The organism is Marinovum sp., assembly GCF_048263515.1.
Classification (GTDB): domain Bacteria; phylum Pseudomonadota; class Alphaproteobacteria; order Rhodobacterales; family Rhodobacteraceae; genus Marinovum.
Genome location: NZ_JBLXEC010000016.1, coordinates 78,004 through 102,329, shown reverse-complemented (window position 1 = coordinate 102,329; position 24,326 = coordinate 78,004). Strand labels below are relative to the sequence as shown.

General features: G+C 68.1%; 23 protein-coding genes and 1 pseudogene. 15 read left to right on the top strand and 9 right to left on the bottom strand.

All coding sequences use genetic code 11. The annotated features are described in order from the left end of the window. Positions 1 to 854 (top strand): annotated as a pseudogene (locus ACN0SE_RS14955) (IS256 family transposase); the annotation flags it as partial. A 300-nt stretch (positions 855 to 1,154) separates the two neighbouring features. Here ACN0SE_RS14955 and ACN0SE_RS14950 read toward each other — a convergent pair. Beyond that, complete coding sequence (locus tag ACN0SE_RS14950) at positions 1,155 to 1,715, bottom strand: TetR/AcrR family transcriptional regulator (RefSeq protein WP_417525335.1); 561 nt, start codon at positions 1,713 to 1,715, stop codon at positions 1,155 to 1,157. Between the two features lie 82 nt (positions 1,716 to 1,797). On the opposite strand from ACN0SE_RS14950, the gene ACN0SE_RS14945 reads away from it, so the two are divergent. From ACN0SE_RS14945 to ACN0SE_RS14935, 3 genes are all read left to right on the top strand, one after another. After that, on the top strand, positions 1,798 to 2,865 hold the full coding sequence (locus tag ACN0SE_RS14945) for an alcohol dehydrogenase family protein (RefSeq protein ID WP_417525334.1): 1,068 nt from the start codon (positions 1,798 to 1,800) through the stop codon (positions 2,863 to 2,865). Positions 2,866 to 2,947: 82 nt separating this feature from the next. Continuing rightward, the gene (gene htpX, locus ACN0SE_RS14940; protein ID WP_417525333.1) at positions 2,948 to 3,850 is read left to right on the top strand and encodes a zinc metalloprotease HtpX; all 903 of its coding nucleotides are present in this window, start codon (positions 2,948 to 2,950) and stop codon (positions 3,848 to 3,850) included. A 138-nt stretch (positions 3,851 to 3,988) separates the two neighbouring features. Continuing rightward, a complete protein-coding gene (locus tag ACN0SE_RS14935; protein WP_417525332.1) occupies positions 3,989 to 4,981 on the top strand; it encodes a DnaJ C-terminal domain-containing protein in 993 nt (330 codons plus the stop codon). A 10-nt stretch (positions 4,982 to 4,991) separates the two neighbouring features. Here the strand turns inward: ACN0SE_RS14935 and ACN0SE_RS14930 are convergent, their stop codons facing one another. From ACN0SE_RS14930 to ACN0SE_RS14910, 5 genes are all read right to left on the bottom strand, one after another. Then, positions 4,992 to 5,798, bottom strand: a complete 807-nt coding sequence (locus ACN0SE_RS14930; protein WP_417525331.1) for a hypothetical protein — start codon at positions 5,796 to 5,798, stop codon at positions 4,992 to 4,994. Positions 5,799 to 5,946: 148 nt separating this feature from the next. Further along, positions 5,947 to 7,461 carry a sensor histidine kinase gene (locus tag ACN0SE_RS14925; protein WP_417525330.1) on the bottom strand — a complete coding sequence of 505 codons (1,515 nt, stop codon included), beginning with the start codon at positions 7,459 to 7,461 and terminating at the stop codon, positions 5,947 to 5,949. Positions 7,462 to 7,642: 181 nt separating this feature from the next. Further along, positions 7,643 to 8,779: an AI-2E family transporter gene (locus ACN0SE_RS14920; protein WP_417525329.1), complete on the bottom strand. Its 1,137-nt coding sequence runs from the start codon at positions 8,777 to 8,779 to the stop codon at positions 7,643 to 7,645. A 198-nt stretch (positions 8,780 to 8,977) separates the two neighbouring features. Further along, positions 8,978 to 11,812 (bottom strand): vWA domain-containing protein, encoded by a 2,835-nt coding sequence (locus ACN0SE_RS14915; protein WP_417525328.1) that lies wholly within the window; start codon positions 11,810 to 11,812, stop codon positions 8,978 to 8,980. Between the two features lie 70 nt (positions 11,813 to 11,882). Next, entirely contained in the window at positions 11,883 to 12,584 is a 702-nt protein-coding gene (locus ACN0SE_RS14910; RefSeq protein WP_417525327.1) for a hypothetical protein, read from the bottom strand. A gap of 508 nt (positions 12,585 to 13,092) precedes the next feature. Here ACN0SE_RS14910 and ACN0SE_RS14905 point away from each other — a divergent pair. Next, positions 13,093 to 14,220 carry a HupE/UreJ family protein gene (locus ACN0SE_RS14905; RefSeq protein WP_417525326.1) on the top strand — a complete coding sequence of 376 codons (1,128 nt, stop codon included), beginning with the start codon at positions 13,093 to 13,095 and terminating at the stop codon, positions 14,218 to 14,220. 7 nt (positions 14,221 to 14,227) lie between these two features. Here the strand turns inward: ACN0SE_RS14905 and ACN0SE_RS14900 are convergent, their stop codons facing one another. Beyond that, positions 14,228 to 14,965: a prepilin peptidase gene (locus tag ACN0SE_RS14900; RefSeq protein WP_417525325.1), complete on the bottom strand. Its 738-nt coding sequence runs from the start codon at positions 14,963 to 14,965 to the stop codon at positions 14,228 to 14,230. Then, the gene (gene rrtA, locus ACN0SE_RS14895; protein WP_417525324.1) at positions 14,958 to 15,638 is read right to left on the bottom strand and encodes a rhombosortase; all 681 of its coding nucleotides are present in this window, start codon (positions 15,636 to 15,638) and stop codon (positions 14,958 to 14,960) included. The genes ACN0SE_RS14900 and rrtA overlap by 8 nt, the downstream gene beginning before the upstream one ends. Positions 15,639 to 15,682: 44 nt before the next feature. Here rrtA and gspG point away from each other — a divergent pair, with 44 nt between their 5' ends. The 8 genes from gspG to ACN0SE_RS14855 are packed head-to-tail and all read left to right on the top strand — an operon-like array spanning position 15,683 to position 20,904. Further along, positions 15,683 to 16,141: a type II secretion system major pseudopilin GspG gene (gene gspG, locus ACN0SE_RS14890; RefSeq protein WP_417525323.1), complete on the top strand. Its 459-nt coding sequence runs from the start codon at positions 15,683 to 15,685 to the stop codon at positions 16,139 to 16,141. Further along, positions 16,126 to 16,608 (top strand): pilus assembly FimT family protein, encoded by a 483-nt coding sequence (locus ACN0SE_RS14885; protein ID WP_417525322.1) that lies wholly within the window; start codon positions 16,126 to 16,128, stop codon positions 16,606 to 16,608. Before gspG ends, ACN0SE_RS14885 begins: the two co-directional genes overlap by 16 nt. Continuing rightward, positions 16,590 to 16,979, top strand: a complete 390-nt coding sequence (locus tag ACN0SE_RS14880) for a prepilin-type N-terminal cleavage/methylation domain-containing protein (RefSeq protein WP_417525321.1) — start codon at positions 16,590 to 16,592, stop codon at positions 16,977 to 16,979. Before ACN0SE_RS14885 ends, ACN0SE_RS14880 begins: the two co-directional genes overlap by 19 nt. Then, positions 16,976 to 17,572 (top strand): type II secretion system protein GspJ, encoded by a 597-nt coding sequence (locus tag ACN0SE_RS14875; RefSeq protein ID WP_417525320.1) that lies wholly within the window; start codon positions 16,976 to 16,978, stop codon positions 17,570 to 17,572. Before ACN0SE_RS14880 ends, ACN0SE_RS14875 begins: the two co-directional genes overlap by 4 nt. Beyond that, a complete protein-coding gene (gene gspK / locus ACN0SE_RS14870; RefSeq protein WP_417525319.1) occupies positions 17,569 to 18,504 on the top strand; it encodes a type II secretion system minor pseudopilin GspK in 936 nt (311 codons plus the stop codon). The genes ACN0SE_RS14875 and gspK overlap by 4 nt, the downstream gene beginning before the upstream one ends. Then, positions 18,501 to 19,682 carry a type II secretion system protein GspL gene (gene gspL / locus ACN0SE_RS14865; protein ID WP_417525318.1) on the top strand — a complete coding sequence of 394 codons (1,182 nt, stop codon included), beginning with the start codon at positions 18,501 to 18,503 and terminating at the stop codon, positions 19,680 to 19,682. The genes gspK and gspL overlap by 4 nt, the downstream gene beginning before the upstream one ends. After that, a complete protein-coding gene (gene gspM, locus ACN0SE_RS14860; RefSeq protein WP_417525317.1) occupies positions 19,679 to 20,170 on the top strand; it encodes a type II secretion system protein GspM in 492 nt (163 codons plus the stop codon). Before gspL ends, gspM begins: the two co-directional genes overlap by 4 nt. Next, complete coding sequence (locus tag ACN0SE_RS14855) at positions 20,167 to 20,904, top strand: hypothetical protein (RefSeq protein ID WP_417525316.1); 738 nt, start codon at positions 20,167 to 20,169, stop codon at positions 20,902 to 20,904. Before gspM ends, ACN0SE_RS14855 begins: the two co-directional genes overlap by 4 nt. Positions 20,905 to 20,909: 5 nt before the next feature. On the opposite strand, the gene ACN0SE_RS14850 is transcribed toward ACN0SE_RS14855, so the two are convergent. Continuing rightward, the gene (locus ACN0SE_RS14850) at positions 20,910 to 21,431 is read right to left on the bottom strand and encodes a tetratricopeptide repeat protein (protein WP_417525315.1); all 522 of its coding nucleotides are present in this window, start codon (positions 21,429 to 21,431) and stop codon (positions 20,910 to 20,912) included. Between the two features lie 176 nt (positions 21,432 to 21,607). Here ACN0SE_RS14850 and ACN0SE_RS14845 point away from each other — a divergent pair, with 176 nt between their 5' ends. Beyond that, positions 21,608 to 22,411 (top strand): type II secretion system protein N, encoded by an 804-nt coding sequence (locus tag ACN0SE_RS14845; protein ID WP_417525314.1) that lies wholly within the window; start codon positions 21,608 to 21,610, stop codon positions 22,409 to 22,411. Then, a complete protein-coding gene (gspD, locus tag ACN0SE_RS14840; RefSeq protein ID WP_417525313.1) occupies positions 22,398 to 24,326 on the top strand; it encodes a type II secretion system secretin GspD in 1,929 nt (642 codons plus the stop codon). The genes ACN0SE_RS14845 and gspD overlap by 14 nt, the downstream gene beginning before the upstream one ends.

Below are 24,326 nucleotides of genomic sequence, written 5' to 3'. Positions count from 1 at the left end.
CGCGTCGGGTCAAGCGGGCGCTGTTCGGGTTGTTCGAGGGCGCTGTCAGCAAGGACTTGGTCAGCCGGGCTTGGCGGAAGGTCAAGGTAGACTGGGACGCCTGGTGTGCCCGCAGTCTGGCCGATGAGGACATCGTCCGCCTGATCCTCGACGGCACCGTGATCAAAACCCGGCTGGACCGGAAAGCCACGAACATTTCTGTGCTGGCCGCCATCGGCGTGCGCCGAGATGGACAGAAGGTTCTGTTATCCATAAGAAATATGGGCGGCGAGAGCACGGCGGCTTGGCGCCAGTTTCTGGATGACCTGGACGCGCGCGGCTTGAAACGACTAGGGCTCGTGATCGTCGACGGCGCCCCGGGCCTCGAGGCCGCGCTGGTGGCGCTGTGGGGCGACGACCTGCCAATCCAGCGCTGCACGGTTCACAAACACCGCAACCTCCTGGCCCATGCGCCGAAGCATCTCCACGACGAGCTGACCGAGGGCTACCGCGACATGATCTATGCCGACACCGCAGCCGAGATCGAGAAGAGGCGCAAGGCATTCCTGCGCAACTGGCGCCTGAAATGCCGGGCCGTGGCCGAAAGCTTCGAAGAAGCAGGCGATCGGCTTTTCACCTACACACGGCTTGACCCGTCGCAATGGAAATCAGCCCGGACCACCAACGCCATCGAGCGCCTGAACGGAGAGTTCCGCCGCCGCATCAAGACCCAGACCGTGCTGCCCTGTGCCGAGACCGTGCCCATGCTGCTCTGGGCGCTGTGAGCCTCCGGCCAGATCCAGATGCGCAAGGGCGATGGATGGGAAACCCTCTCTCAGCCACTCGAACCGATGTCCCTTGATCTCGCCGCCTGAGGAGCCGAACCTTCACAAGCCCGGAACGCTGCCAGACAATTTCCACAGCTTTCGCGACACGACCCTTACACCATCTCTCGGGGCACTACCACGGAGACCCGTTACCGAAGTCCTGAGCCTAGGCTCAATTGCGTGTTGACAGCTCCCATGGCAAAATCTCCTCATTAGATAACCCATTGGTTTCTGATAGGAGGCGCACTTCAAGGTAGCGCGCGCCCCTCAGAGCCCGGCACGCAAGATGACGTGTATAGAAGATCAGCACTTGTCCAAGGCGACTAGAGAATCTCTCGGGACACCTTCTTAAGCGTCACCCCCCACCCAAATCCGCCCATGACAGGCAACGTCACCCAATCTACCCCCCCCCCGCAGCAAATCCCCCAGCCGCTTCGCCGCAGCCACGGCGGCATCGCCCTGCAGTGGCCAAGCCTGGGTCAGCCCCTCGATAATCACCATCAGTTCGATCGCAGCGTCGGGCAGACCGCAGGCTTCGGCGGCGCGAGAGGCGACTTCGGTCTTGTGGCGTTCGAGCAGGGCGCGCAGGGGGGCGCTGGAGGGATCGGCGGCGACGGCGGCGTGGAAGAGGCAGCCGTGGGACGCTTCGGTCTGCATCCACCGGCCGACCCGCGACACCATCGCGTCGAGCGCTTCGGCCGGCGCTTCGGGCAGCCCCTCGAAGACCTGCGCCATGTAGCGTTGGTGACGGTTTTCCAGCGCCGCCAGCACCATCTCGGCGCGGGAGGGGGTGTATTTGTAGAGCGTGCGCAGGCTCACGCCGGCGGCATCGCGGAGGTCTTCGACGCTGGGGTCGGCAAAGCCGCGGCTGGCGAAGGCGCGTTCGAGCCCGGCGGAGATCTTGCTCATCATGTCAGACATGGTTGACGATGTAGAGGGATCCCTCTACCTACGCAAGTAGAGTAATCATTCTACACCCGGAGCCTGCGTCATGACCCTTCCCGCAACGATGAAAGCCATGCTGCTCACCGGTCACGGCGGGCTGGACAGGCTGGAATGGCGCGAGGAAGTGCCGGTGCCGCAGCCGGGCGGGGGCGAGGTGCTGATCCGGGTTGGTGCCTCGGCGGTCAACAACACCGACGTCAACACCCGCACCGGCTGGTATTCCAAGGCGGTGCGCGGCGACACCGGTTCTGCTGCGGCAGAGGGTTATGGCGGCGCCTCCGACGCCGACGGCGGCTGGTCCGGGGCGCTGAGCTTTCCGCGCATCCAGGGCGCCGACTGCTGCGGCGAGATCGTTGCAGTGGGCGCGGGTGTCGACCGGGCACGCATCGGCCAGCGGGTGCTGGTGCGGCCGATGTACCACCCGGGCGGTGCGGCGGACGCGCTCGAAACCTTCGGGTCCGAGCGCGATGGCGCCTTTGCCGAATACACCACCGCCGCCTCCGAGCATGCGGTGCAGGTCGACAGCCGGCTGTCGGATATCGAGCTTGCCTCCTTTCCGTGCGCCTTTTCCACCGCCGAGGGCATGATCCAGCGGGCTGGACTGGGGGCTGAAAGAGTGCTGATCACCGGCGCCTCCGGCGGTGTCGGCTCGGCGGCGGTGCAACTGGCGAAGCTGCGGGGGGCGCATGTGACGGCCTCGACCAGTGCGGCGAAGAGGCAGGCGCTGGAGGCGCTTGGAGCGGATGTCACCGTTGATCGCACGAAGGCGCTGCCGGCTGACGCCTTCGACGTGGTGCTCGACCTCGTGGGCGGGCCGCGCTGGGGGGACCTGCTCGACGCGCTGGTGCCGCAGGGGCGCTATGTGACCTCGGGGGCGATTGCCGGGCCGATCGTCGAGCTCGACCTCAGGACGCTCTACCTCAAGGACCTGACCCTGATCGGCAGCACCCGACAGGCGCCGCGCGTCTTTACCGATCTGGTCGGCTATATCGAGGCCGGCGAAATCCGCCCGGTGGTGGCCGAGAGCCATCCGCTGCGCGATCTGCCCAAGGCCCAGGAGGCCTTTCTGACCAAGGCGCATATGGGCAAGATCGGCATCCGGATCGCGGGCTGAGAGGCACAAGGCCGACCGATCCAACTTGCCGAGACCCGGCAGCCGACCCATATATTCCGGCAGATCGCAGGAGAGATTGCAGATGTCGGGATACATGCGAACAGCCATGTTGATGGCGGTGATGACGGCGCTCTTCATGGGCATGGGTTGGCTTCTGGGTGGCAGTTCCGGGGCGTTGATCGCGCTGATGGTGGCCGCTGCGATGAACCTCTTCACCTGGTGGAACTCCGACCGCATGGTGCTCTCGATGCAGGGGGCGCGGCCGGCCACCGGGCCCGAGACGCGCGAGCTGAACGCCATGCTGGCCGAGCTGTCGCGCAATGCCGGCATGCCGGTGCCGGCGCTCTACATCATCGAAACCGATCAGCCCAATGCCTTTGCCACCGGCCGCAGCCCCGAGCGCGCGGCGGTGGCGGTGACCCGCGGTCTGTTGCGCAGCCTCAGCCGAGAGGAGGTGGCGGCGGTGATCGCCCATGAGCTGGCGCATATCAGGAACCGCGACACGCTGATCATGACGGTGACGGCGACCTTTGCCGGCGCGATCTCGATGCTGGCCAACTTCGCGCTGTTCTTTGGCGGGCGGCGCGACGGGCCGCTGGGGATCATCGGCGTGATCGCCATGATGATCGTGGCACCGTTGGCGGCGATGCTGGTGCAGATGGCGATCAGCCGGGGCCGGGAATACGAGGCCGACCGGATCGGGGCCGAGATCTGCGGTAACCCGATGTGGCTGGCTTCGGCGCTGCAGCGCATCCAGGGGCTGGCGTCGCGGATCGACAACCACGCAGCCGAGCGCAATCCCGGCATGGCGCATATGTTTATCATCAATCCGCTGCATGCGCATGGTTACGACAACCTGTTCGCCACGCACCCGAAGACCGAGAACCGCATCGCCGCGCTGCAAAAGCTGATGCCCGGGCAGGGCGGCCGGCGCGCCGCGCGGCCTGCTCCGTCGCAGTCAGGCGGGGCCGGGCCCTGGGGCTGAGCCGGGCGCGCGAATGTTGCGCTCCGGCCCTTCAAAACGCGCCTTGCGCCTCCTAATTCCATGAGGAACACGTAACCTTGCCCGTCCGGGAAGGACCGGTTGCGGCTGATCTCTCGGCGGGCGTTTCCAAGGCTCCGAATGACGATGACCCAGAACCCGTATGATGTCCTCGGGGTGTCTAAGACGGCCACGCAGGACGAGATCAAGAAGGCCTATCGCAAGCGCGCCAAGGCGCTGCACCCCGATCTGCACCCCGACGATCCCGAGAAACAGGCGGCCTTTCAGGCGGCCGCCGCGGCCTATGACCTGCTGAGCGATCCCGTGCGCCGCCGCCGCTTTGACGTCGGCGAGATCGACGCCTCGGGGCAGGAGCGCCACGGCTACCGCCATTACGCCGACGAAGCGGCGGGTGCCGGATTTGGCGGGCAGGGCTTCGGGCAAGGGTTTGGCGGCGGGTTTGGCAAGGACTTCGGCAAGGACTTCGGGCCCGGTGTCGGCGGCGGCTTCGGCGTCGGGCAGGGCGAGGACCTGTCCGACCTGTTCTCGAGGCTCTTCGGCCGTGGCGCGCGGGGCGGCCCAGGCCACCCGGGCGTCCAGACCCGCGGCGAGGACCTGCGCTACAATCTCGAGGTCGAGTTCCTCGACGCCGCCCGCGGTGGCAAACGCGCCGTGACCATGCCCGACGGCAACAGGATCGAGATCACCATCCCCGCCGGAGTGCGCGACGGCCAGACCCTGCGTCTGCGCGGCAAGGGCGCGCCGGGGCAGGGACAGGCCGGGGATGCGCTGGTGACGATCGCGGTCAAACCGCATCCGGTCTTTGTCCGCGACGGCGACGATATCGAGATCGACCTGCCGATCACCTTTGACGAGGCCGTGCTGGGCGCGAGGGTCGATGTGCCGACGATCCACGGGCCGGTGACAATGACAATCCCGGCGGGGGCGTCCTCGGGCCAGCGGCTGCGGCTCAAGGGAAAGGGCATCCGGCGCGGCAAGAGTGCCGGCGATCAGCATGTGCGGCTGAAGATCGTACTGCCCAAGGGCCCGGATGACGAGATGCGCCGGCTGGCCAGGCGCTGGCGCGATCACAGCCGCTTCGATCCGCGCGCCGAGCTGCGGCGCAAGACCTGACGACCCGGTTTCAGAACTCGAACTGCTGCGACCAGCGCTCGAGCGCGTCGAGGTAGGCGTGATCGTCCAGCCCGTCCGGCGGATAGAACCGCGGCAGCTCTGCCAGGGCGATCCGCCAGGCGCGGATGGCCTGCGCGTCGCCGCGCTCGACCGCGCCGCGAAACAGGGTGACCAGCCCGCGGGGCAGCCTGCGCGTCTCGAAGGGCGAGGAGTAATAAAGCGCCATCGGCACCGAGTTCAGCCTGACGATCAGAGTCGCCAGATCGGCCAGCGTGCCGGGGGTGTCGGCGACCCGGCCATCCAGCAGCTCGGCCGTGGTCAGAAAGGCGCGGCCCTGCGACACCGCCTGCGTGGTGTTGAGCACGAAGCTGACCGAGAGCGTCAGGATCACCATGCCGTTGACCGCCACCAGCACCGCCGCCAGCGCCCAGCCGACATCGCCGGGCTTGCCCAGCGAGCCGCCCAGGGTGGAGAGCAGATGGCCCACATAAGCCATGTCCATCCACCAGGCCGCGGGCGCCTCGTCGGCGCTGCGCACGATGGCCCGGGATTGCAGCTGAAAGATCAGCGTCCAGGCCAGCGCCGTGCCGATGATCCAGTAGGAGGCGACGCTGGTCATCACCACGGGCCCGATGCAGACCCGGACCCAGCGCCGGTCGGGCAGCGCCCAGGACACCAGCCGCCACATGCTGCTGGCAATCCGGTGTGACGGGACTTCGAAAAACGCCGCGCTGATGGTGACCAGCAGAAAGTCGGCCACGACGATCAGCAGCAGCAGGACACCGACGAGCGCCAACAGGATGCCTGCGAGGTCCATCAAATGATCTGCGTCCGGTCGCTGTCCTGCATCCGCGCTCCGCGAAGTGGTGTCTGTAGGGGCTCCTGAGAGGTCAACCGCTCTGCGGCGCATGGGTTCCGACCGGGACGATCTGAGGTCCGGTCCGGCACGGCGCTGTCGACGCGCGTCAGCCCTCGGCCACGTCCGCCGGCGCCGAAATGCGCTCGGTCGGCAGGCGCAGGGTGCAGGCAAAGCCGGTCTCGTCGAGCTGTCGCGTGATGCTCCCGCCCAGACGCCCTTCGACCATCAGCTGAATGAGCTGGGTGCCGAAACCCACGCGCTCTGGCGCAGGGGGCGGAGCCGAGAGCGGAGTCGCCCGGGTTTCGCGCCACTCGAGCACGAAGTGGCTCTGGTCCGGCTCCACTTGGCCGCGGATTGACAGATGGGTGTCCTCGTAGGCGGCGGTGTGCTTCAGCGTGTTGGTCGCAAGCTCGTTCAGCACCAACACCAGCGGCATGACGTTCTCGCCGCTGACGAAAAGCTCGGGGGTCTCGATGGCGATGCTGTCATGGTAGGGCAGGATCTCGATCGCCGCCCGGATCAGCGCCGGCATCGCGAGGCCACGGCCGCCATCCTCGACGGCAATGCGGTTGGCCTGACCGACCGCCATCAGCCGGCCGAGGAAGGCCTCGTCCAGCTCCGCCTTGTCCTTGGCCACGCGCGAGCAGCTGCGGTAGATCGAGGCCAGCACCGTCAGGCTGTTGCCCACCCGGTGACTCATCTCGCGGCGCAGGGTCTCGCGGTGCTCGTTGCTTTCCTTGCGCCGGATGGCGACGCCGATCTGGCTGCCGATGGTCTGCAGCATGCGCAAGAGCTCGTCGTCGAGCCGCGCCTCTTCGGTGCCGAAGAACTCCAGCACGCCGTGCACCTGGCCACCATGCGACACCGGCAGGGCGACGGCGCGGGTCAGGCCGACCCGGGCAAAGACCTCGCGGCGCAGGAACTGATCGCAGGCCACCAGGTCATCGAGCGCCTCGAGCGACCCCGAAGCCCAGGCTCGCCCCGGCAGCCCCTCGCCGCGGCGAAAGCGCAGCGGCGTGGTGACCTCGGCCACCGGGCCAAAGCGCGGATCGGCGAGGTGCCAGATGCCCGTCGGGCGCAGGCAGGCCTGATCGCCGGTGCCTCGGACCACGTGGAAATGCCCGGCCTCCATGCCCGAGACCGAACAGATGGTGTCGAGACAGAACTGGGTGAAATCATCGAGCGAGACATCGTCCAGCAACTTCTGCGCCACCGCCAGCAGCGCCTCGCCCTCGCGGGCGCGCAGCTCCTGCTGGCGGCGGGCGGCCTCTTCGACGACCATGCTGCGGATGAAGGCGTAGAAGCTCTTCTCGCCGGGCATCGGAAAGATCGACAGCTCGACCGGAAACTCATGGCCCTCGCGGTGCAGCGCGGTGATGCGGATGCGTTGTTCGAGAACCGGCCCTTCGCCGGTGCGGTTGTAATGTGCCAACCCCTTGGCATGGGCCTCGCGGTGCTGCGGCGGCACGATCAGGTCGCCCATCGAGGCGCCGAGGGCCTCGTCGCGGGACCAGCCGAAGATCTCTTCGGCGGAACCATTCCAGGCGGTCACACGTCCGGCGTCGTCCATGCCGACAACGGCATCAAGCGCACGGTCGAAGAGGGATTGCAGAGATACCATCGGGCCTTTCCGCGATTTCAACAAGAGCTAGCGCTCACAGGCCCATATGTCGAGACACATGGCGCTTTGGCTGACCCGGCGTCGTCATGCAGGGCGCGGGCCCGGCTTTGGGGCCGAGCCTCGCAGATGGTTGCAGGGGGGCGCCGTTCGACACGATCGAGGCGCTGCACGGCGGCCGCCGTCACGCCTCGGTGTCCTTTGCCTCCGGCTTGGTCTCGAACTCCGCCCCCCGGGCCGAGAGGAAATGCCCGAAGCCCTCCAGCGCCGGCACGTGTTCGGCAAAGGTCCGCACCGCCACCAGCAGCGGCGTCGCCACCAGCATGCCGACGACAGACCAGAGCCAGGCAAAGAGCGACACGCTGAGAAACACCACCACGGTGTTCAGCCGCAGGCTGCGGCCGACGAAATAGGGCGTGATCAGCTGGCCTTCGATGCTGGTCAGCAGGAAATAGGTGCCCGCCGCCATGAAGGCCTGGTTGATCGGGTCGAGGCTGACGATGCCCACGACCAGCGCCAGCGCCATGCCCACGACCGAACCGACGTAGGGGATGAAGTTCAGCAGGAAGGCGAGGATGCCGAAGAGCGCCGGGTTCGGCATGCCGTACCACCACATCGCCATCCCCACCGAAAGGCCGAGGCAGGCGTTGATCAGCGCGATGGTGAAGAGATAGCGCGACAGCTTGCGCTCGATGTCATAGGCAATGCGGATCGCCCGCCGCTTGTCCTTGAATGCCGGCAGGACGTGGACGATCTTTTCATAGAACATGTCCCCCGAGGCCAGCAGAAAGAGCAGCAGGATCAGGGTGAAAAGCACCTGCGCCAGCAGGGCGGGCAGCGACATGGCGATATACATCGCATTGCCTTCGGGCTCGACCTTGACGCGCTGCACGCCGGGCTCCTCCTCGCCCTTGGTGACCTCGTCGAGCTGTTCGGCGGCCTGTTCCACGCCTTCGGTCACGCCGCGGATTTCCTTGAGCTTTTCCTTCAGTTCGCGGCCCATGGTGGGCGCCCGTTCGACCCAGTTGCTGGCCGGCACCGCGAGGCTGGCCACTCCGGCGGCGAGCCCGGCGACCAGGCAACCGACGATCAGGAAGCCGCTGAGCGTATCCGGCACGCCCCAGCGGCACAGCTGCCGGCGCACCGGCGAGAACACCAGCAGCAGCAGCACCGCCAGCACCACCGGCATCAGGAAATCGCGGGCATAGGCCAGCCCCGCCACCAGCAGCATCAGAAAGATGCCGATGATCGCCCATCGCGGCACGCCGGAGGGCGAGGCGGGGGGCCGGGGCACCTCGGGGGCAGGCAACGGATTCGACATCTGAAAAAGCTCCACGGGTTCAGGATACCGGTGACAGGTAGGCCGAAGCCGGATTTTGCCCAGCGACTTTGATGCGCTGTCGGATAAAGTTCCCGGTTGGCGATCGTGGCCTTGAGGGCAGGGCAGGTCCCCTTGGCCAAGCGTGACGAAAAAGGGCGGCGGGAAACCCGCCGCCCTTTCGTTTGTCTCAGCCGGAGATCACATCATCCGGCGGCGCTGTCTCAGGCCGACAAAGGCCAGCAGCGCGGCGAAGAGCACGCCCCAGGGGCCGATCGCCCCACCGGAGCCGCCGCTATCGCCGCCGCCGCCACCACCGCCGCCGCCACCGCCGCCACCGCCGCCACCGCCGCCGCCGCCGCTTTGCGACACCGGTTCGTCAGAGGCCAGCGGGGCGCCGACCGAGACCGCATAGGTCCCCTGCGCCGCCGTCGCATCGGCATGCTCGATGGTCACCACGTGACCCGCCGCATCCAGCGACGCGGCCGGAACCCTGGCCACCGCGCCAGAGGCGATGTTGGTGCTGGTAGCGAGGTCGACCATCAGCAGCTCGGTCGTGCCGGCTGCGTTGTAGACCCGGACCACCGGGTCCATGTCCAGAGCCAGCGAAGTCACCCGGGCAATCAGGTCATTGGCGGTCGAGGTCGGCGTGAAGAAGAAGCAATCCACGTCGCCTGCCGCATCGATCCGGCCTGCGGTGTCGACGTTGTCGTCCGAGATCGCCGTACAGGCGCCAGGGACAGCCGGATTGTTGCTGTGGTCATCCGCCGCCGTACCATTCACCGCCGCGTTGGACACCGAGACACGGGTAAAGGGCTCGGTGATATTGGTCGGTGTCGGAAGCACGCCGTTGCCGTTCTCGTCGACCGCGATCGCGGTCCCGTTGAACGTGGTCTGGGCATTGCCCGCCGCATTCGAGGCCGTGACAACGGCGGTATAGGTGCCGTCCATGTCATAGGCCACGTCAACGGTGTAGATGCCGTCATCCGCGATCCGGTCCGAGTTCTTGCCGTCGTCCAGCAGCGGCAGGTTGACGACCGAAGAGTCGGGCTTGGTCACCGCGGCTGTCACGTCGAGACCGGTGATCGCCGGCCCGTTGGTGACGGTTGCTTCGATGGCAAAGCTTGCGGGATAGTTCACGTTGTTGAACTCGACGGCGATGTCGTAGCTCTCGAAGCTCGAGGGCGTCCCTGACACCAGAACCGAGACATTCACCGCGGATGCGGTGTTGTTGACCACCTCGATGCCGTATTCCCCGGCGCCCAGGGCCGAGACATCGACCTCGGCATCGCAGGAGACCTCGGCCCCGGCGTTGCAGGTAAAGGCCGTGCCGGTGTCCGCCCCGGTGCTGTCGAGCAGGCGCAGCGTCACGTCGGTCACCGCCCCGGCATAGGAGACGTTGATCGCCGCCGTCGCCAGCGAGCTGTCAAGCTGGATGGTCCGGACGTCGGTGCCGCTCGCCGCTGCCGGTGTGGTCGAAGAGGTCACCACGACACTGGACGAGAAGGCCGCATTGGCCGCGACAAAGGCTTGCTGGATCTGCGCCAGCGTGGTGGGCGAGAAGAAGTATTGCCCGCCGGTGCCATTGGCCAGGTTCTGCAACAGGCCGGCGTTCACGCCGGCACCGAAGCCAAAGGTCACCAGGGGCACCTTGGCGGCGGAATAGGCGTTGATCACATTGGCCTCGTTGACCGAGCTCTGACCGTCGGTCAGCAGGTAGACCACCGAAGGACGAACGCCGCCTTGGAAGGCCTGCACTTCCGACAGCGCGGTCAGCGCCGCAGTCTCGATGTCAGTGCCGCCGCCGGCAGAAAACGCCGCGATGGCGGTCTGCGCCGCGGTGCGAATACCGGTGTCCGGATCGGGGATGTCGGTGATCGCAAAGGGCTGGGAGGCGCTGCTGGTAAAGCGGCCCACACCCACGGCGTTCTCGCCCGGGGTCAGCTGACCGACCAGCAGGCTGGCGGCGGTCTTGGCGTTGGCCATCGGCGTGCCGCCCATCGAGCCGGAGGTGTCGATCATCAGCTCGGCCACCTGATTGCCGGCCCAGATGATGTCGAGCTCGCTGCGCGCGGTGCTCTCGTCATCATTGACGATGAAGTTGGGGCTCGTTGGGGCCACCAGATTGGTGTACTGCGTCCGCGTCGGCAGGAAGGAATGCCGCGGGTCAGTGGTGGGGCTGCGGGTCAGCGTCGCCCAGCCGTTCTCGGCAAAGGTGCGGGCCTGACCGTTCTTGTTGTCGCCATCGGCCTGGGTCTTGTAGGGCTCGACGTTCACGGTCGACACCTCGAGCCAGTCCTGGCTGCCGCTCACCGCGGTCCACTGGTTGTGCATGATCGACGGCGAAGACGCCGTATCGGTCGAGCGCGGAAAGTAGATCACGCAGTTGGTCTCCGGCGTCTGTCCGCAGTTGGCAACATATTCGTCATAGATGCCAAGGGTGTAGTGCCCCCATTCGTGCGCCAGGGTAAAGCCTGCGCCCTTGGGCGTGTCCATCAGCCCCGGTGCGCCTTCCCAGTTGGTGCAGAAATAAATCCGCGCGCCGGCCACGCCAAAGCCGCTCGGGTTGGCCCGCGGGCCGGGGGCGGTGGTGGTCGGGTCGCTGTCGGTGCAGTTTTCCTTCCACTGCACGTCGGTGTTGTTGGCCTGATCGCCATCGCGGAAGATCGTGACCTTGCCGATCTTGTGCTTGCCGTTGGTCATCTGGAAGACAGCGTCGGCGAACTCTTCGATCTTCTTCTCGAACTTGTTCTGCGCATCGTCTCCGTTGGCCGGGGTCGGCTCTTCGGGATATTCGTCGTCGCCCTGCGGGTTTTCCTCGAGCGAGATGCTGAGGTCGAAGACCGAGGTCGTGCTGGTGGCCATCGGCGCTGGTCGCGCATTGAGCGTGCCGGCGGCATAGGTCGTGCGCGCGCCGCTCTCGATGGTTGTTACTCTGGATAGCCAGCTTGATGCGGCATAGACCGGTTGGGTTGCCAGGCAGGCCACCCCCGCGGTCGCCAGCAAATTGGCTATGTTGTGTCTTAAACGCTTCATTTGACTAGTCCCCTTCGATCAATGGTTTTTCGTACAAACATCTTCGGAAGGAAGGCCGTTGAACCGCCGGTCACTTCCCCGAAAGAATACCAAAATACGCATGTCCCGCCGGCAGATCCGCAATGAACCGGGACCGACCGGGGTGGGTCTTGAGAAATGGCCCGGAGGCCGGGCCGGCCTGGGCCACCATGGTCGCCGCGTCCAGCGCTTGCGCCAGATCCGGACCGAGACCGCCGCCGCAGCTTGCCGTTCCGAGGTCGAGATCGGCCGGGCCGGGATTGTCCGGTGCCAGAATGGACCAGAGGTAAGTCCCGCGGGGTGGCCGGGAAAGCGGGGCCGCCGCGCGCCAGGCTTCGATCAGCTCGCTCAGTGCCGGAGTGGCGGCATTGCGAAACACGAAGCGGGTCTTCCCGCGGTCGAAATAGGCAATTTCGATGGTGAAAGTGGGAGGCGAGGGAATGGTGCCGTCGGTCGGCACGGCGGCATGGCGCGGCCGGGTCCGGGACATCTTGCCTTGGGCGGATTTGAACGCCTGGGCACCAAGTGTCGCAGGGGCGGAGAGGCCAAGCAGCTCGTTGCGGTCGTTCCACAGTGCCCGGCTGAGCGTGCCGTCCGGACTGATCCTGAAACCTTCGCGCCGGTAGACGCCGGCATCCAGTTGGCCCATGACCAGATCGATGGTGCCGTCATTGCGGGTGTCGCAGGTGGCAAGCGCCGCGCCGGGTAGGGCAAGGCACAACAGACACACCAGTATGGAAAGAACATTCCGCAAGACCGGGCCCCCGGCAAACAATAGATAAAATATGAGACAAGAGGATAGACCCGAGGGTGTCCATGCGTCAACTCTCGTCTTAATTGTCTGTTAAGGCGGATTTTATTTGCTGCTGCCTGCCGCAATTCGACTCGCTGTTCCGGGGGGAGGGCCTCTGCCGGCTCCGATTTGCTCCGAAACGGGACGAAGTTCGTACCGCCCACAGGGCCGGTCGAGCCTTGACGCAGGGCGCAAAGATTGCCTCCATGACGTCACCCGCTGCACCTCGAAGGGACGGCCCGGCCCTAAAGCAGGGCCAAAGGCGTTACTGCGGCCCATTCAGGTCAACATTCCGCGGCGGGGCGAAACATTTTGACCGGAGCCTCGCAACGACATGCGGCTTTTACTTTCCACAGCATTTCCCGGTTTTTCCTCGCCACGCCGGACCCTCCTTATCCTGACCTGTCTCTGCCTTCTCCTCGCCGGGGTCGCTCAGGCGCATTTCGCGCTCGGCACGAAGATCCGCCACATGCTGCTGACCGAGCGCGACGGCGGCACCGAGGTCTATGTCTTCTCGCCGGTCCCGCTGGTCTTTGCCGACGTGCTGACCGGCGGCAAAGACCCCGAGCGCTTCCTCGCCAAGGGCGGGCCCGAGAGCGCTCCGGGCGTCATCCTGCTGCCAGAGGCGGTTGCGGCGGCGCCGGAGGCCTTTGCCGAGCGACTCTCGCGCAGCCTCGACTGGCGGATCGGCCCGCGCCAGCTGACCCCCGAGGTGCTGGGCTTCAACATCCTGCCCGGCCCACCACCCGAGGGCACCATGACCTCACCCGGCACCGCCGCCGCGCTGCTGGCGCATCCTTCGCCGGAGGTCCCGGTGGCGATCGGCACCGGCTATGTCGGCATGCTGCTGCGGCTCGAGGCGCAGCCACGGCTGCTGCCGCTGACGGTCGAGGCCGGGATGCCGGCGCTGACGCTGTCGGACGGCGTGCGGATCGACAATCACGTGGTCGACGCCCGCGGCGCCGGCAGCCGCAGCTTCACCCGGCCCGGCCAGTTGGAGCGCCCGCTGACGCTGCCGCAAAGCTGGGTCGGTTGGGCGGCCGAATACATCTACCAGGGCGTGGTGCATATCCTCGAAGGCATCGATCACGTCTTTCTGGTGGTGGCGATGTCGCTGGCCGCCACGGCGGGCCTCGGGCTCCTGCGCAACATCACCGCCTTCACCCTGGGCCATGCAGTGACGCTGGCGGTCGGGTTCATGGGCTACGTTCCCGCAAGCTCCTGGTTCATTCCCGGCGTCGAGGCGGCGATTGCGGCGACGATCATCCTGGCGGCGGTGACCAGCTATCTGCGGCTGCAGTCCTCGGCGCTGATCTACGTGGCGATCGGCCTGCTGCACGGCTTCGGCTTCTCCTTCGTGCTCGGGCGTCTGCTGGGGCCGGGCTCGCCCGATCTGCTGCCGGCACTGGCGGCCTTTACTGTCGGGGTCGAGATCGGCCAGCTGGCCATCGTGGCCGGGGTGCTGGCGCTGTTTTTCGCGCTGCGACAGGTCTCGGCACCGGGGGCCGAGGGGCTGCGCAAGGGCGTGCTCGTGCTGCTGGGCCTCGCCGCAGCCTACATGGTGGTCGAGCGCATACCGGACGTGATCTTCGCCTGACGCGCTGTCAGAGCCAGGGCGCGGCAACCACCAGCCCCGCCGCCGCCGCGCAGAGAAAGACGCCAAAGGGCAGGGGCGTGGCGCGATCGGTCGGGCCGAAAAGCCCGAGCGCCGCCGCGGCCAGCCCCGAGAGCGAGGCCAGCAGCCCGACCCAAGGCAGGGCGGTCGCGCCCAAGGCCGCGCCGATCCCCAGCGCCAGCTTGACGTCGCCCAACCCCAGGCCCTCGGCACCGCGCAGGCTCTGATAGGCCAGCCGCAGCGCCAGCAGGACCGCGCCGCCCACTGCCGCGCCGGTCAGCCCGTCGACGAGGTCCCGGCCCGGGGCCACCCAGGCCAGCCCGAGGCCGACCGCCAGCAGCGGTGCGGTCATCACGTCGGGCAGACGCAGGCAGATCAGGTCGGTCAGCGCCAGCGCCAGCAGCGACCAGAGAAAGGCTAGCGTCAGCGCCATTTCGGCCAGTGTCTCGGTCACCGCAATCGCTGCCAGCGCCGCCGCAAAGGCCAGCACCTCGGCCACCATCAACCGCCATGGCAGGGGTGCGCGGCAGGCTCGGCAGCGCCGCCGGAGCAGCAGGAAGGAGATCACCGGGATCAGGTCGCGCGCCGCGATCCGGGCCTCACAGGTGGAACAGGCCGAAGGCGCCAGCAACGAACGGCCAGCGCAAGTGCGCTCGGCCCAGACCGCGAGGAAAGAGCCCACGGGCGCGGCGATCAGCACCGCCAGCCAGAGCCAGACCTCATCCATCGGCGCGCGCCCTCTCGGCCATTGGCAGGTCCGCCGCCTCGCGCTCGGCATGGATCAGCGACAGGACGACGCAGACAGCCATCACCGCCATCCGGTGCCAGAGCGGCCCTTCACGCGCCGCCAAGGCCCCGCCGAACGTCCCCAACGTATGCGAAATGAAGCTGACCCGGCCACCAATCGCCGCATCGGCGCCGGGCACCGCGCCGTTGAAGAACTCCTGCCCAAGCTTGGCCGCGAGGCAGACGAGGATCAGCCAACCGAACCAGCGCGGCCCGACCCGCAGCATCACCAGACCGCCAAAGCCCATCACCCCGTGGGTGATGCCGGAAAATCCCACATAGGTGACCCCCTCAGGCATCAACAGCACCCAGCCCAGGCTGATCGCCCCGCCGGAAAACACCACCGCCCGCGCCAGCATCGCCGGCGTCAGCACCGACCAGAGGCTGATCAGGATCAGCCCGAGCCCGAGGTTGTTGAGCAGCGTGTGCACCGTCGAGAGGTTGACCAGATGCGCCGTGGCCAGCCGCCAGACCTCTCCACCCAGCACCGCGCCGCGTTCCAGCAGCAGCCAGCCGCGCAGCACGTCGCCGCCCCGGTCGGTCGCCAGCATCACCAGCGCCAGCGCCCCGGCCATGGCCCCGAGGCGCAACAGCATTGAGCGCTGGTCACTCATGCGCTAGGCTCCAAGCAATACTTACTCGTGGCATTGATAAATCCATGATTGCAAACAAACATATTCCCTCGAAAACGCAAGGGCGCGACGCCGGCTTCTCGCTGCTGGAACTGATGGTCGTGGTGGTCATCATGTCGATCCTGGCGCTGGTCATCGTGCCCCGGGTGATCGACCGTCCCGATCAGGCGCGAGCGGCGCGGGTGCAGACCGATCTCAGCGTGCTCAAAAGCGCGGTCGAGCTCTACCGGCTGGACAATTTCCGCTATCCCACCACCGAGCAGGGGCTGGCGGCGCTGACCGACAAGCCGACCCTGCCGCCGGTGCCCGAAAACTGGGCCGAGAAAGGCTATATCGACGGGGTGCCGCGCGATCCCTGGGGGCGCGAGTACCTCTATCTTCAGCCCGGCATCCACGGCAGCTTCGACATCTTTTCGCTCGGGGCCGACGGTCAGGAGGGCGGCAGCGGCAGCGACGCGGATCTGGGGACATGGCAGGTCGAGTGACGCCACGCAGGACACCGGAGAGCGGGTTTTCCCTGGTCGAACTGATGATTGTCGTCACCGTGCTGTCGATCCTGAGCCTCGGCGCGGTGCTGGCGCTCAACCTGCGCGATCCGCAGGGTGCGCGCGACGTGGCCTGGCTGGAACGCACCTTTGCCACAACGCAGCGCGAGGCCATCCTGACCCGTCAGCAGGCGCGGCTTGCCATCGGCGCGCGGGGGGTAACACGGCTGATGCCGGACGCCGAGACGGCCGATTGGGTGGCGTCCGATGCCGAAACCCCGCTGGATGCGCTGGTGATCGCGACGCCGGGCTACGGCGCGCAGCTGCGTGACGACGGCAGCCTGATGGTCACGCTTCTGCCCGACGGGCGCACCAGCGCCTTTGATCTGCGGCTCGAGGCCGGGCGGCAGCTCTGGTCCTGCGCCGCCGACGGCTGGGGGGGCTTTGCATGTCGGCAGGAGGGCTGATCCAGGGCACGCGCGACCATGGCCTCACCCTGATCGAGGTGGCGGTGGCGGTGCTGATCCTGTCGATCGGCACGGTCGCGGCGCTGGGCGCCTTCGATGCCGCGCGGGTCCAGATCGGCGGCGCACCGGAACGGCTTTTCGCCCAGCAGGTTGCGCTGAACCGCACCGCCGAGTTCCGCGCGCTGGGCGCGCAGGCCGGCCGCGCGCTTCCGGAGGTGGTGAGCTTCGCCGGCCGCGACTGGCGGCTCGAGGTCAGCGAAACCGCGACCTTGGGCGGCTACACCGAGCTGCGCGTCAGGGCCACAGGCCCGCAGGGCGAGGGCGCGCTGGTGGTGGGGTTTCTGGGCGAAGAGGAAGAGGAGGAGGAATGACATCCGACCGTGGCCTCACCCTGCTCGAACTGACCGCCGCCATGGCGATCTTTGCGCTGATCGCGGTGATGGGCCTGCAGGCGCTGGGCGCCACGGTGCTGTTGCAGGACCGGCTCGGCAAGCGCCACGCCGCGACATGGGACCTCGGGGTGGCGCTGGTGCGGCTGCGCGCCGACCTCGACGCGATGGCGCCCTTTGCCTTTGCCGCGCCGCAGGGGCAGGACCGCGCGGCCGCCTTTGTCGCCGATCCGGGCCGCGGGCAATTCAGCCTGTCATTGGCCGGTGTCGGGCGGCTGCCCGGCACGCAGGAGACCGGGCTGGGCCGCGCCGATTGGTGGCTCGATCCCGGCAGCGACACGCTGATGCGGCGCTACTGGCCGGACCTTGCGCCGCTCGACGCCTCGGTGGCGGGGCCCGATCAGGCGGTGCTGCGCGGCGTCACCGCGCTGTCCCTTCGGGCGCTGACCGAGACCGGCTGGGTCAGCGACTTCGGCCGCGACGCCTCCGCTTCGCGCACGCAGCTGCCGCTGGCGGTGGAGCTGACCCTGAGGACCGAGGCGCATGGCGACCTGCGCCTGGTGGCGGCGCGATGAGGAGGCTGGGGGCAAAGCCGACGGCCGACCGGGGCGTCGTCCTGCTCAACGCGCTGCTGCTGGTCGTGGCCATGGCGGCCGCGGCCAATGGCGTGCTGGCGCTGGCGGTGGGCGATACCACGCGGCTGGCCGCCATCCATCGGGGCGATCAGGCGGCGCTCTACCTCGACGCCGGCACGCCGCTGGTGTCGCATGTGCTGAAATCCGACTGGGACAACGGCGCCGAGATCGACCACGAGGGCGAGCTCTGGGCGACCGAGGGCTATTCCGTGCCGATCGACCGCGGCATTCTGGCCGGCCGCATTTCGGACCTGCAAGGCCGCTTCAACGTCAACTGGCTGGCGGCCGAGGACAATGGCGCCGCGCAACAGGCCTTTGCCCGGCTGGTGCAGCTTCTGGGGCTGGACGTCGCGCTGGGCCGCGCGGTGAGCGACTATCTCCGCTCCGGCGGCCCGAGCAACCCGACGCCCTATGCCAACCGCGCCCTGCCGGTGCGCACGCCGGGCGGGGCGCTGGTGACCGTCGCGCAGCTGCGGGTGGTGCCGGGAATGAGTGACGCGGCCTTTGCCACGCTCTCGCCGCATCTGGCGGCGCTGCCCGTCGACAGCGGGCTCAACGTCAACACCGCCAGCGCCCCGGTGCTGGCCGCGGTGCTGCCCGGCGCGGCGCTGCGCGATGTCGAAAAGCTGCTGCTCGACCGTCAGGCCACGCCTTTCGACAGCCCCTCGGCCTTTGCCCGCCGCGCCGGTTCCGCCCTGCGGCGCGAGGTGACCGTCGGCCCGTCACCGCGTGATTTCCGCGTCGTCAGCGAATATTTCGCCGCGCGGCTCGATCTGGCGCTGGACGAACGCCGCCAAAGCCGGATGATCTGGCTGCATCGCAGCCTGACATCGGGCAAGGTGACGGAACTTTACAGAATGACCCTGCCATGACGCGGCGCAACACATCTTCAGGACCCGCGGTCTGGCATCTCGACGGCGGTGCACAGCCCCCTGCCAAGGGCGCATTCGTGGCCGTGGTCGACGGCGAGGCCGCGCCGCTGTTTCCGCTCGATCTGCCCCGGCGCCTGCGCGACAGTGTGCGCGGCCAGATCGCCAGACAGCAGGTCGAGACGCTGCTGCAGGACGGGCTCGACGGGCTGGAGCTTCGCGTCAACCGGCCGGCCAGCGACGGCGCGTCGGCGGCGCTGGTGGTGGCCGCCGACCGCGCTGCCCACTGGCGCGACAGGCTGAGGGGGCAGGACCGGCGGGTCACCGCGCTGCTGCCGGATTACCTGACGCTGCCGGTGGTGGCCGAGGGCTGGGCGCTGCGCGTTGATTCCGAGGGGCCGCGGGTGCTGGCACGCCTCGGCCCGGTCGACGGCTTTGCCGCGCCTCTGCCCGTGGCGCTCGCCCAGCTCCGCGCTGCCTTGGCGCGCAAGGACGGCCCGCCGCGGCAGGTCTACCTGTGCGACAGCCCGGCGCCAGAGGCGCTGGCGGCGCTGCTCGCCGACACCGGGGCAGAGGTTCACGCGGGCTGGCCCACGGCCGGGGCAGGGCCTGACCCGGAGGCGCTGGCCTTCAACCTGTTCCGCGATCCGGCCGCCGACCGGCGCGCGGTGCAGAAGCTGGTGCGGCGCTGGCGGGGGCCCCTGATCGCGGGCTTTGCCGGTCTCGCCGCCCTGGCCGCGGCGCTCTGGATCGAGGTGCAGCGCATCGACACCGCCGCCCGGCAACAGCGCGCCGCCGCCACCGAACTGGCCCGCAGCGCCTTTGTCCCGAGCGGTCCGATCCTCAACCTGCGGCTGCAGGTCGGCCGTGCCGTGAGCGAGCGGCAGGCCGACCGGCAGAGCCCGACACAAGGGGCGGCTCCGCTCGACGTCTTCCATGCCGCAGCCGGGGTGCTGGCGCAGAGCCCCGCACGGGTGCGCCGGGTGAGCCGGAGCAGCGGCGCGCCGCTGCGGATCGAGCTCGACGTTTCTGATTTCGCCGCCCTCGACCGGCTGGTGACAGAGTTGAACACCGGGCCGATCCGCGCGCGGGTGGTCAACTCCTCCGCCGAGGCCGAAGCGCGGGTGCTGGCATTGGTCGAAGTCGTCAGCGCCCCCGGCGCGGAAAGGAACCGGCAATGATCCCGCTGACCGACAGCCTCGCCGCGCTCAGTGGTCGCGAACGCCGGCTGGTCGGCCTGCTGGTCGGGCTGGCGCTGCCGCTGGCGGCGGTCTTCCTGCTGATCCTGCCGCTGGTCGAGGCGCGTCAGGCAGCGATGCAGCGGCTGGCCGAGGCGCGCGACCTCCACCTCTGGGTCGCCACCCAGGCGCGGCTTTATCCGCCGGCGCGGGGCAGCGAAACGCCCGCGAGCGCCCGCCCCGATGCCAGCATGGCGGGGCTGGAGCAGAGCCTTGTGGCCGCCGGGTTGCGCGAGGCGGTGACCGCGCTGTCGAACCAGGGCGCTGACCGGGTGGCGCTGCGCTTCGAGCGGGTGAGCTTTGATGGCTTCATGCGGTGGTTCGCCGCGCTGGAAGCGACTGCCGGTTACCGCCCCGAGAACTTCACCATCGAAGACGCCGGCACGCCCGGCCACGTCGCGGTGGCGCTGGTGCTGGAGCCCGCGCAATGAGGGCGCTGCTTGGCCTGATCGGGTTGGTTCTTGGCGGGCTGATGGCCGTGGCGCTTTTCGGCACGCTGGGCCATCTGCGGCAGGTGGCCCCCGAGCATCTGCCGCCCTGGACCGCGGCGGTGAGCGATGGCTCCGGGGTGATCTCCGGTCAGGCGGAACTGCCCGGCGGCGCAGCTTGGCCCGGCGCCCTGGACCTCAGCTGGACCTGGGCCGGGCTGGAGGGCACGGCGCCGCGCTGGCGCCTCGTGCTGGCCGCCACGGGTGCCTCTGGGTCGGCCCATCTGGCGGTGCCTGCGCCGTTTGAACGGGCGCGCCTGAGCGAGGGGCGGGGCAGTCTCGATCTCTCGGCCCTGCCGCTGGCGGGGCTGGGAGGCGAAATGCGGCTGGAGACATTGGACGGCGTGCTGGTGGCAGAGGACCTGCGGGCCGAGCGGTTGACCGGGGCAGGGCGCATCCTTGGCGCCAGCTACGAAGGCGTCGCGATCGGCGACGGCACCTTCGATCTGGCGACCGATGCCGGCGGTGCCTGGCGGATGCGCTTTGCGACAGAGGGGCCGGCGGGCACCCTTGAGGGGCGGCTGTCGGGGCTGATCGGCGGCGGTGCGGCGACGCTCGAGGCCGAGATCACGCCGGGCGCGGCCATGTCCGAGGACTGGCGGCAGACGCTCGATCTGCTGGCCGACAGGCAGGAAAACGGCGGCTGGCGGGTGCGCAGGCGGTTCGACCTGCGCTGAAGCGCTCAGCCCAGCGCGGCCAGTTCGGTGCTGATCAGCGCGCGGCGCCGGGCCATGGCCTCGCCGACGTCGAGCTTGGGGTATTCCGCCAGCAGCACATCCAGTGCCGAGGCCGCGGCTTTCAGCCGTCGCCGCGTGTCGCCGCCCCGGTTGCCGGCGGCAATGCCGCGCCGGGCGATCTCGTGGTCGGCCGAGGCCGCCACGGCCAGCGCCAGACCCCGTACCTGGCCGGTCTGTCCGGCGGCCAGCTGGCGGGCCGCGCGCGAGGCGGCCTCGAAGTCGCCGCCGCGCAGCAGGGAATGCGCCAGTTCCAGGGTCAGCCGCGCCTCGATGGCGCCGGCGGGATAGCTCGAGAGCAGCTTCTGATAGCTGCGGGAGGCCTTGTCGTACTGCCCGGTTTCCAGCGCATCACGCGCTGCGAAGTATTGCTGCTGGAAGCTGCCGCCGCTGGTCGAGACGGTTTCAGAACAGCCCGAAAACCCCAGCAGGGCCAGTCCGACCGTTGCCAGAACGCGGAGGTGTGCCATGCTCATATCCATTGATTTGGTTTGAAATTCTGCCTCGTTTTTCTTAAACTGTATGCAAAAGTTCGCCTTGGCTCAATCTGCCGGAAATAGTCTTTCGTCCGGCGAGGAGTGCGCGCAACACAATGAATAATCGCCAATGAGGCTGGCGGACCCCATGGAGGAGCGAAGCGCAACTCGTGTTTCGGGCAGACCACATCCTGTCGCTTGTCGGATCCGCGATGCTCGGGCTGGGCGGGGGTGCGCTGGCGCTGACCCTCACCGCGCCGCCGGAGCTGGTGCCGCGTTTGCCGATTTTCGACGACATCGCCGTGACCGAAGCCGCCGAGAGCCCCGCCGCGCGCAGCTGGCCGGCGCTTTTCGGCGAGGTTCCGCCGGAGCCTGTGGCCGAAGAGACCCCCGCCGCGCCGGAGCCTTCGCCGGATTTCCGCCTCAAGGGGCTGGTGGCCGGCGGTGACAGCGGCTGGGCCATCGTTTCGGCCAGTGACGGCGATCATCTGGTCAGCGTCGGATCGGTGTTGCCTGGCGGGGCCGAGGTCGTGGCGATCGACCCCGACGGGGTGCGCATCCTGCTGGACGGCAAGGACTTCCTGATCTCCTTTGACGAAGAGGACGAGGCGCCGGTGGCAGCTGCCCCGGCCGTCGCGGCACCGGTGGTGCAGACCGCCACACTGTCGCTGACCGAGCTGCGCAACGACGGCTTCCAGCGCTCGCTGGGGCTGGCCGGCGGATCCAAGGTGGTGGACCAGGGCAACGGTCATCTGGCGCAACAGATAATGTGGGTGCGCAATGGCCGGCTCTATGACAAGGTCGGATTGCAAAAGGGCGACATCCTCCTGACGCTGAACGGCGTGCCGGCAGGGGACATGAAGGCGCTCACCGAGGCGGCCCCGAAGCTGCTGCGGGAACGTGTCTTCGAGCTCGAATTTCTGCGGGCAGGGGCGCGCATGACATTGAAAGTGCAGATTGATGAAGACAGTTGAGCGTCTCTTCCTTGCCGGGCTGGTCTGGCTGGTCCTGGCCACAGCCGGCATTGCCCAGGTCAAGCTCGACATGCGGCAGGCCAATCTGCGGGACTTCGTTTCGATCGTGGCCGACAGCACCGGGCGCAACTTCATCCTCGATCCGCGGGTGCAGGGCACGGTCACGGTGCTGGCCCCGCGAGAGGTGACGCCGGCGGCGCTTTACGAGATCTTCCTCAACGTGCTCGAGCTCAACCGTCTGACCATCGTCGAAGGCGCCGAGGCCGACCGCATCGTGCCGCTCGATGTCGCCCGCGAACTGGCGCCGGCGCGGCTGGTGGGCAGCAGCGGCTACCAGACCCGGGTGATCCCGGTGAACAACGTGCCGGTGACCGAGATCATCGATGTCATCCGCCCGCTGGTGGCGGGCGAGGCGGTGCTGACCGCGGTGCCCGATGCCAACCTGCTGGTGCTGTCCGACCGGCTCGAGAGCTATCAGCGGATCGTGGCGCTGGTGGCGCGGCTCGACACCCCGCGCAACGACGCGGTCGAGACGATCCGGCTGCGCAATGCCAATGCGGTGGATCTGCTGGCGGTGGTGCAATCGCTCGATCTCGGCCCCGAGGGCAGCAATGTCTCGGCCGATGCCCGGGCCAATGCGCTGGTGGTCTCTGGCGACCGGGACTATCGCCAGCGGGTGCGCCGGCTGGTGGGTCAGCTCGACACGCCGCAGCGCAGTTTCGCCACGGTGGTGGTGCGGCTGAACTACGCCGATGCCAAGGAGCTGGAGCCGGTGATCCAGCGCTCTTTCGGTGCCGCCACCGGCGAAGACGGCAGCACCGCCGGCGAGATCAACATCGTCGCCGAACCGCAGCAGAACTCGCTGATCATCACCGGCCCGACCGAACGCATCCGGACCGTGGCGCAATCGATCGCCGCGCTCGACCAGAAACCCAGCCAGGTGCTGATCGAGGCGGTGGTCTTCGAGCTCTCGGTCGAGAATTTCTCGGACCTCTCGGTGCAGTTCGGCGCGCTTCTCAACGATGCGCTGGTGGGCGGGGTGGAATTCTCGCTCGATGGGCGGCCGACGCTGACCGGGCTGGTCAGCTCGGTGTTGCAGGGCAATGTCGCGGCGCCGGGCAATGGCGGCTTCATCGGCGGCCGGCACGTCAGGGGCAACTCGGGGATCGGTGGCTTTCTCGCCGCGCTGGCGAGCCAGAGCTCCACCCGGCTGCTTTCGACCCCGTCGATCCTGACGCTGAACAACGAAGAGGCGCGGATCGTGGTGGCGCAGAACGTGCCCTTCGTGACCGGCAGCTATTCCACCGTCGGCAACAGCGCCGTGCCGCAGGACCCCTTCCAGACCATCCAGCGCGAGGATGTCGGCCTGACGCTCGAGGTCACGCCGCAGATCACCGCCGACAACAACGTGCGGCTCAAGATCAACCAGGAGGTCTCGAACCTGACCAATTCGGCCTCGGCCGCCGGCGGCGAGATCACCTCGAAGCGCACGCTGTCGACCAATGCCATCGTGCGCGATGACCATGTCATCATCCTCGGCGGGCTGGTCGAAGACGGCTCTGGCGTCAACAGCCAGCGGGTGCCGGGGCTCAGCCGCGCGCCGATCATTGGCGGGCTGTTTCGCGGGCGCAATGTCTCGTCCGGTCAACGAGTGCTGCTGATCATGCTGCGGCCCCGCATCCTCGACAGTGCTGCCGAGGCGACGCGCTATACCCGCAAGATCGCCCAGGAGGCGCGGCTGGTGTCCGAGAAGATCGCGCCGCGCGACGATGGCCGCTACCCCAGCATTCCCGACGGGCGGCTGCCGTTCGACGGTGCCGACCTGAACCAGCCCTTCGAGGCCGGGGCGCAGGATAACATGGTCATCGAACGGTTGATGCCGGCCCTCCCCAAAAGGCTCCAGTTCGACAAGTGA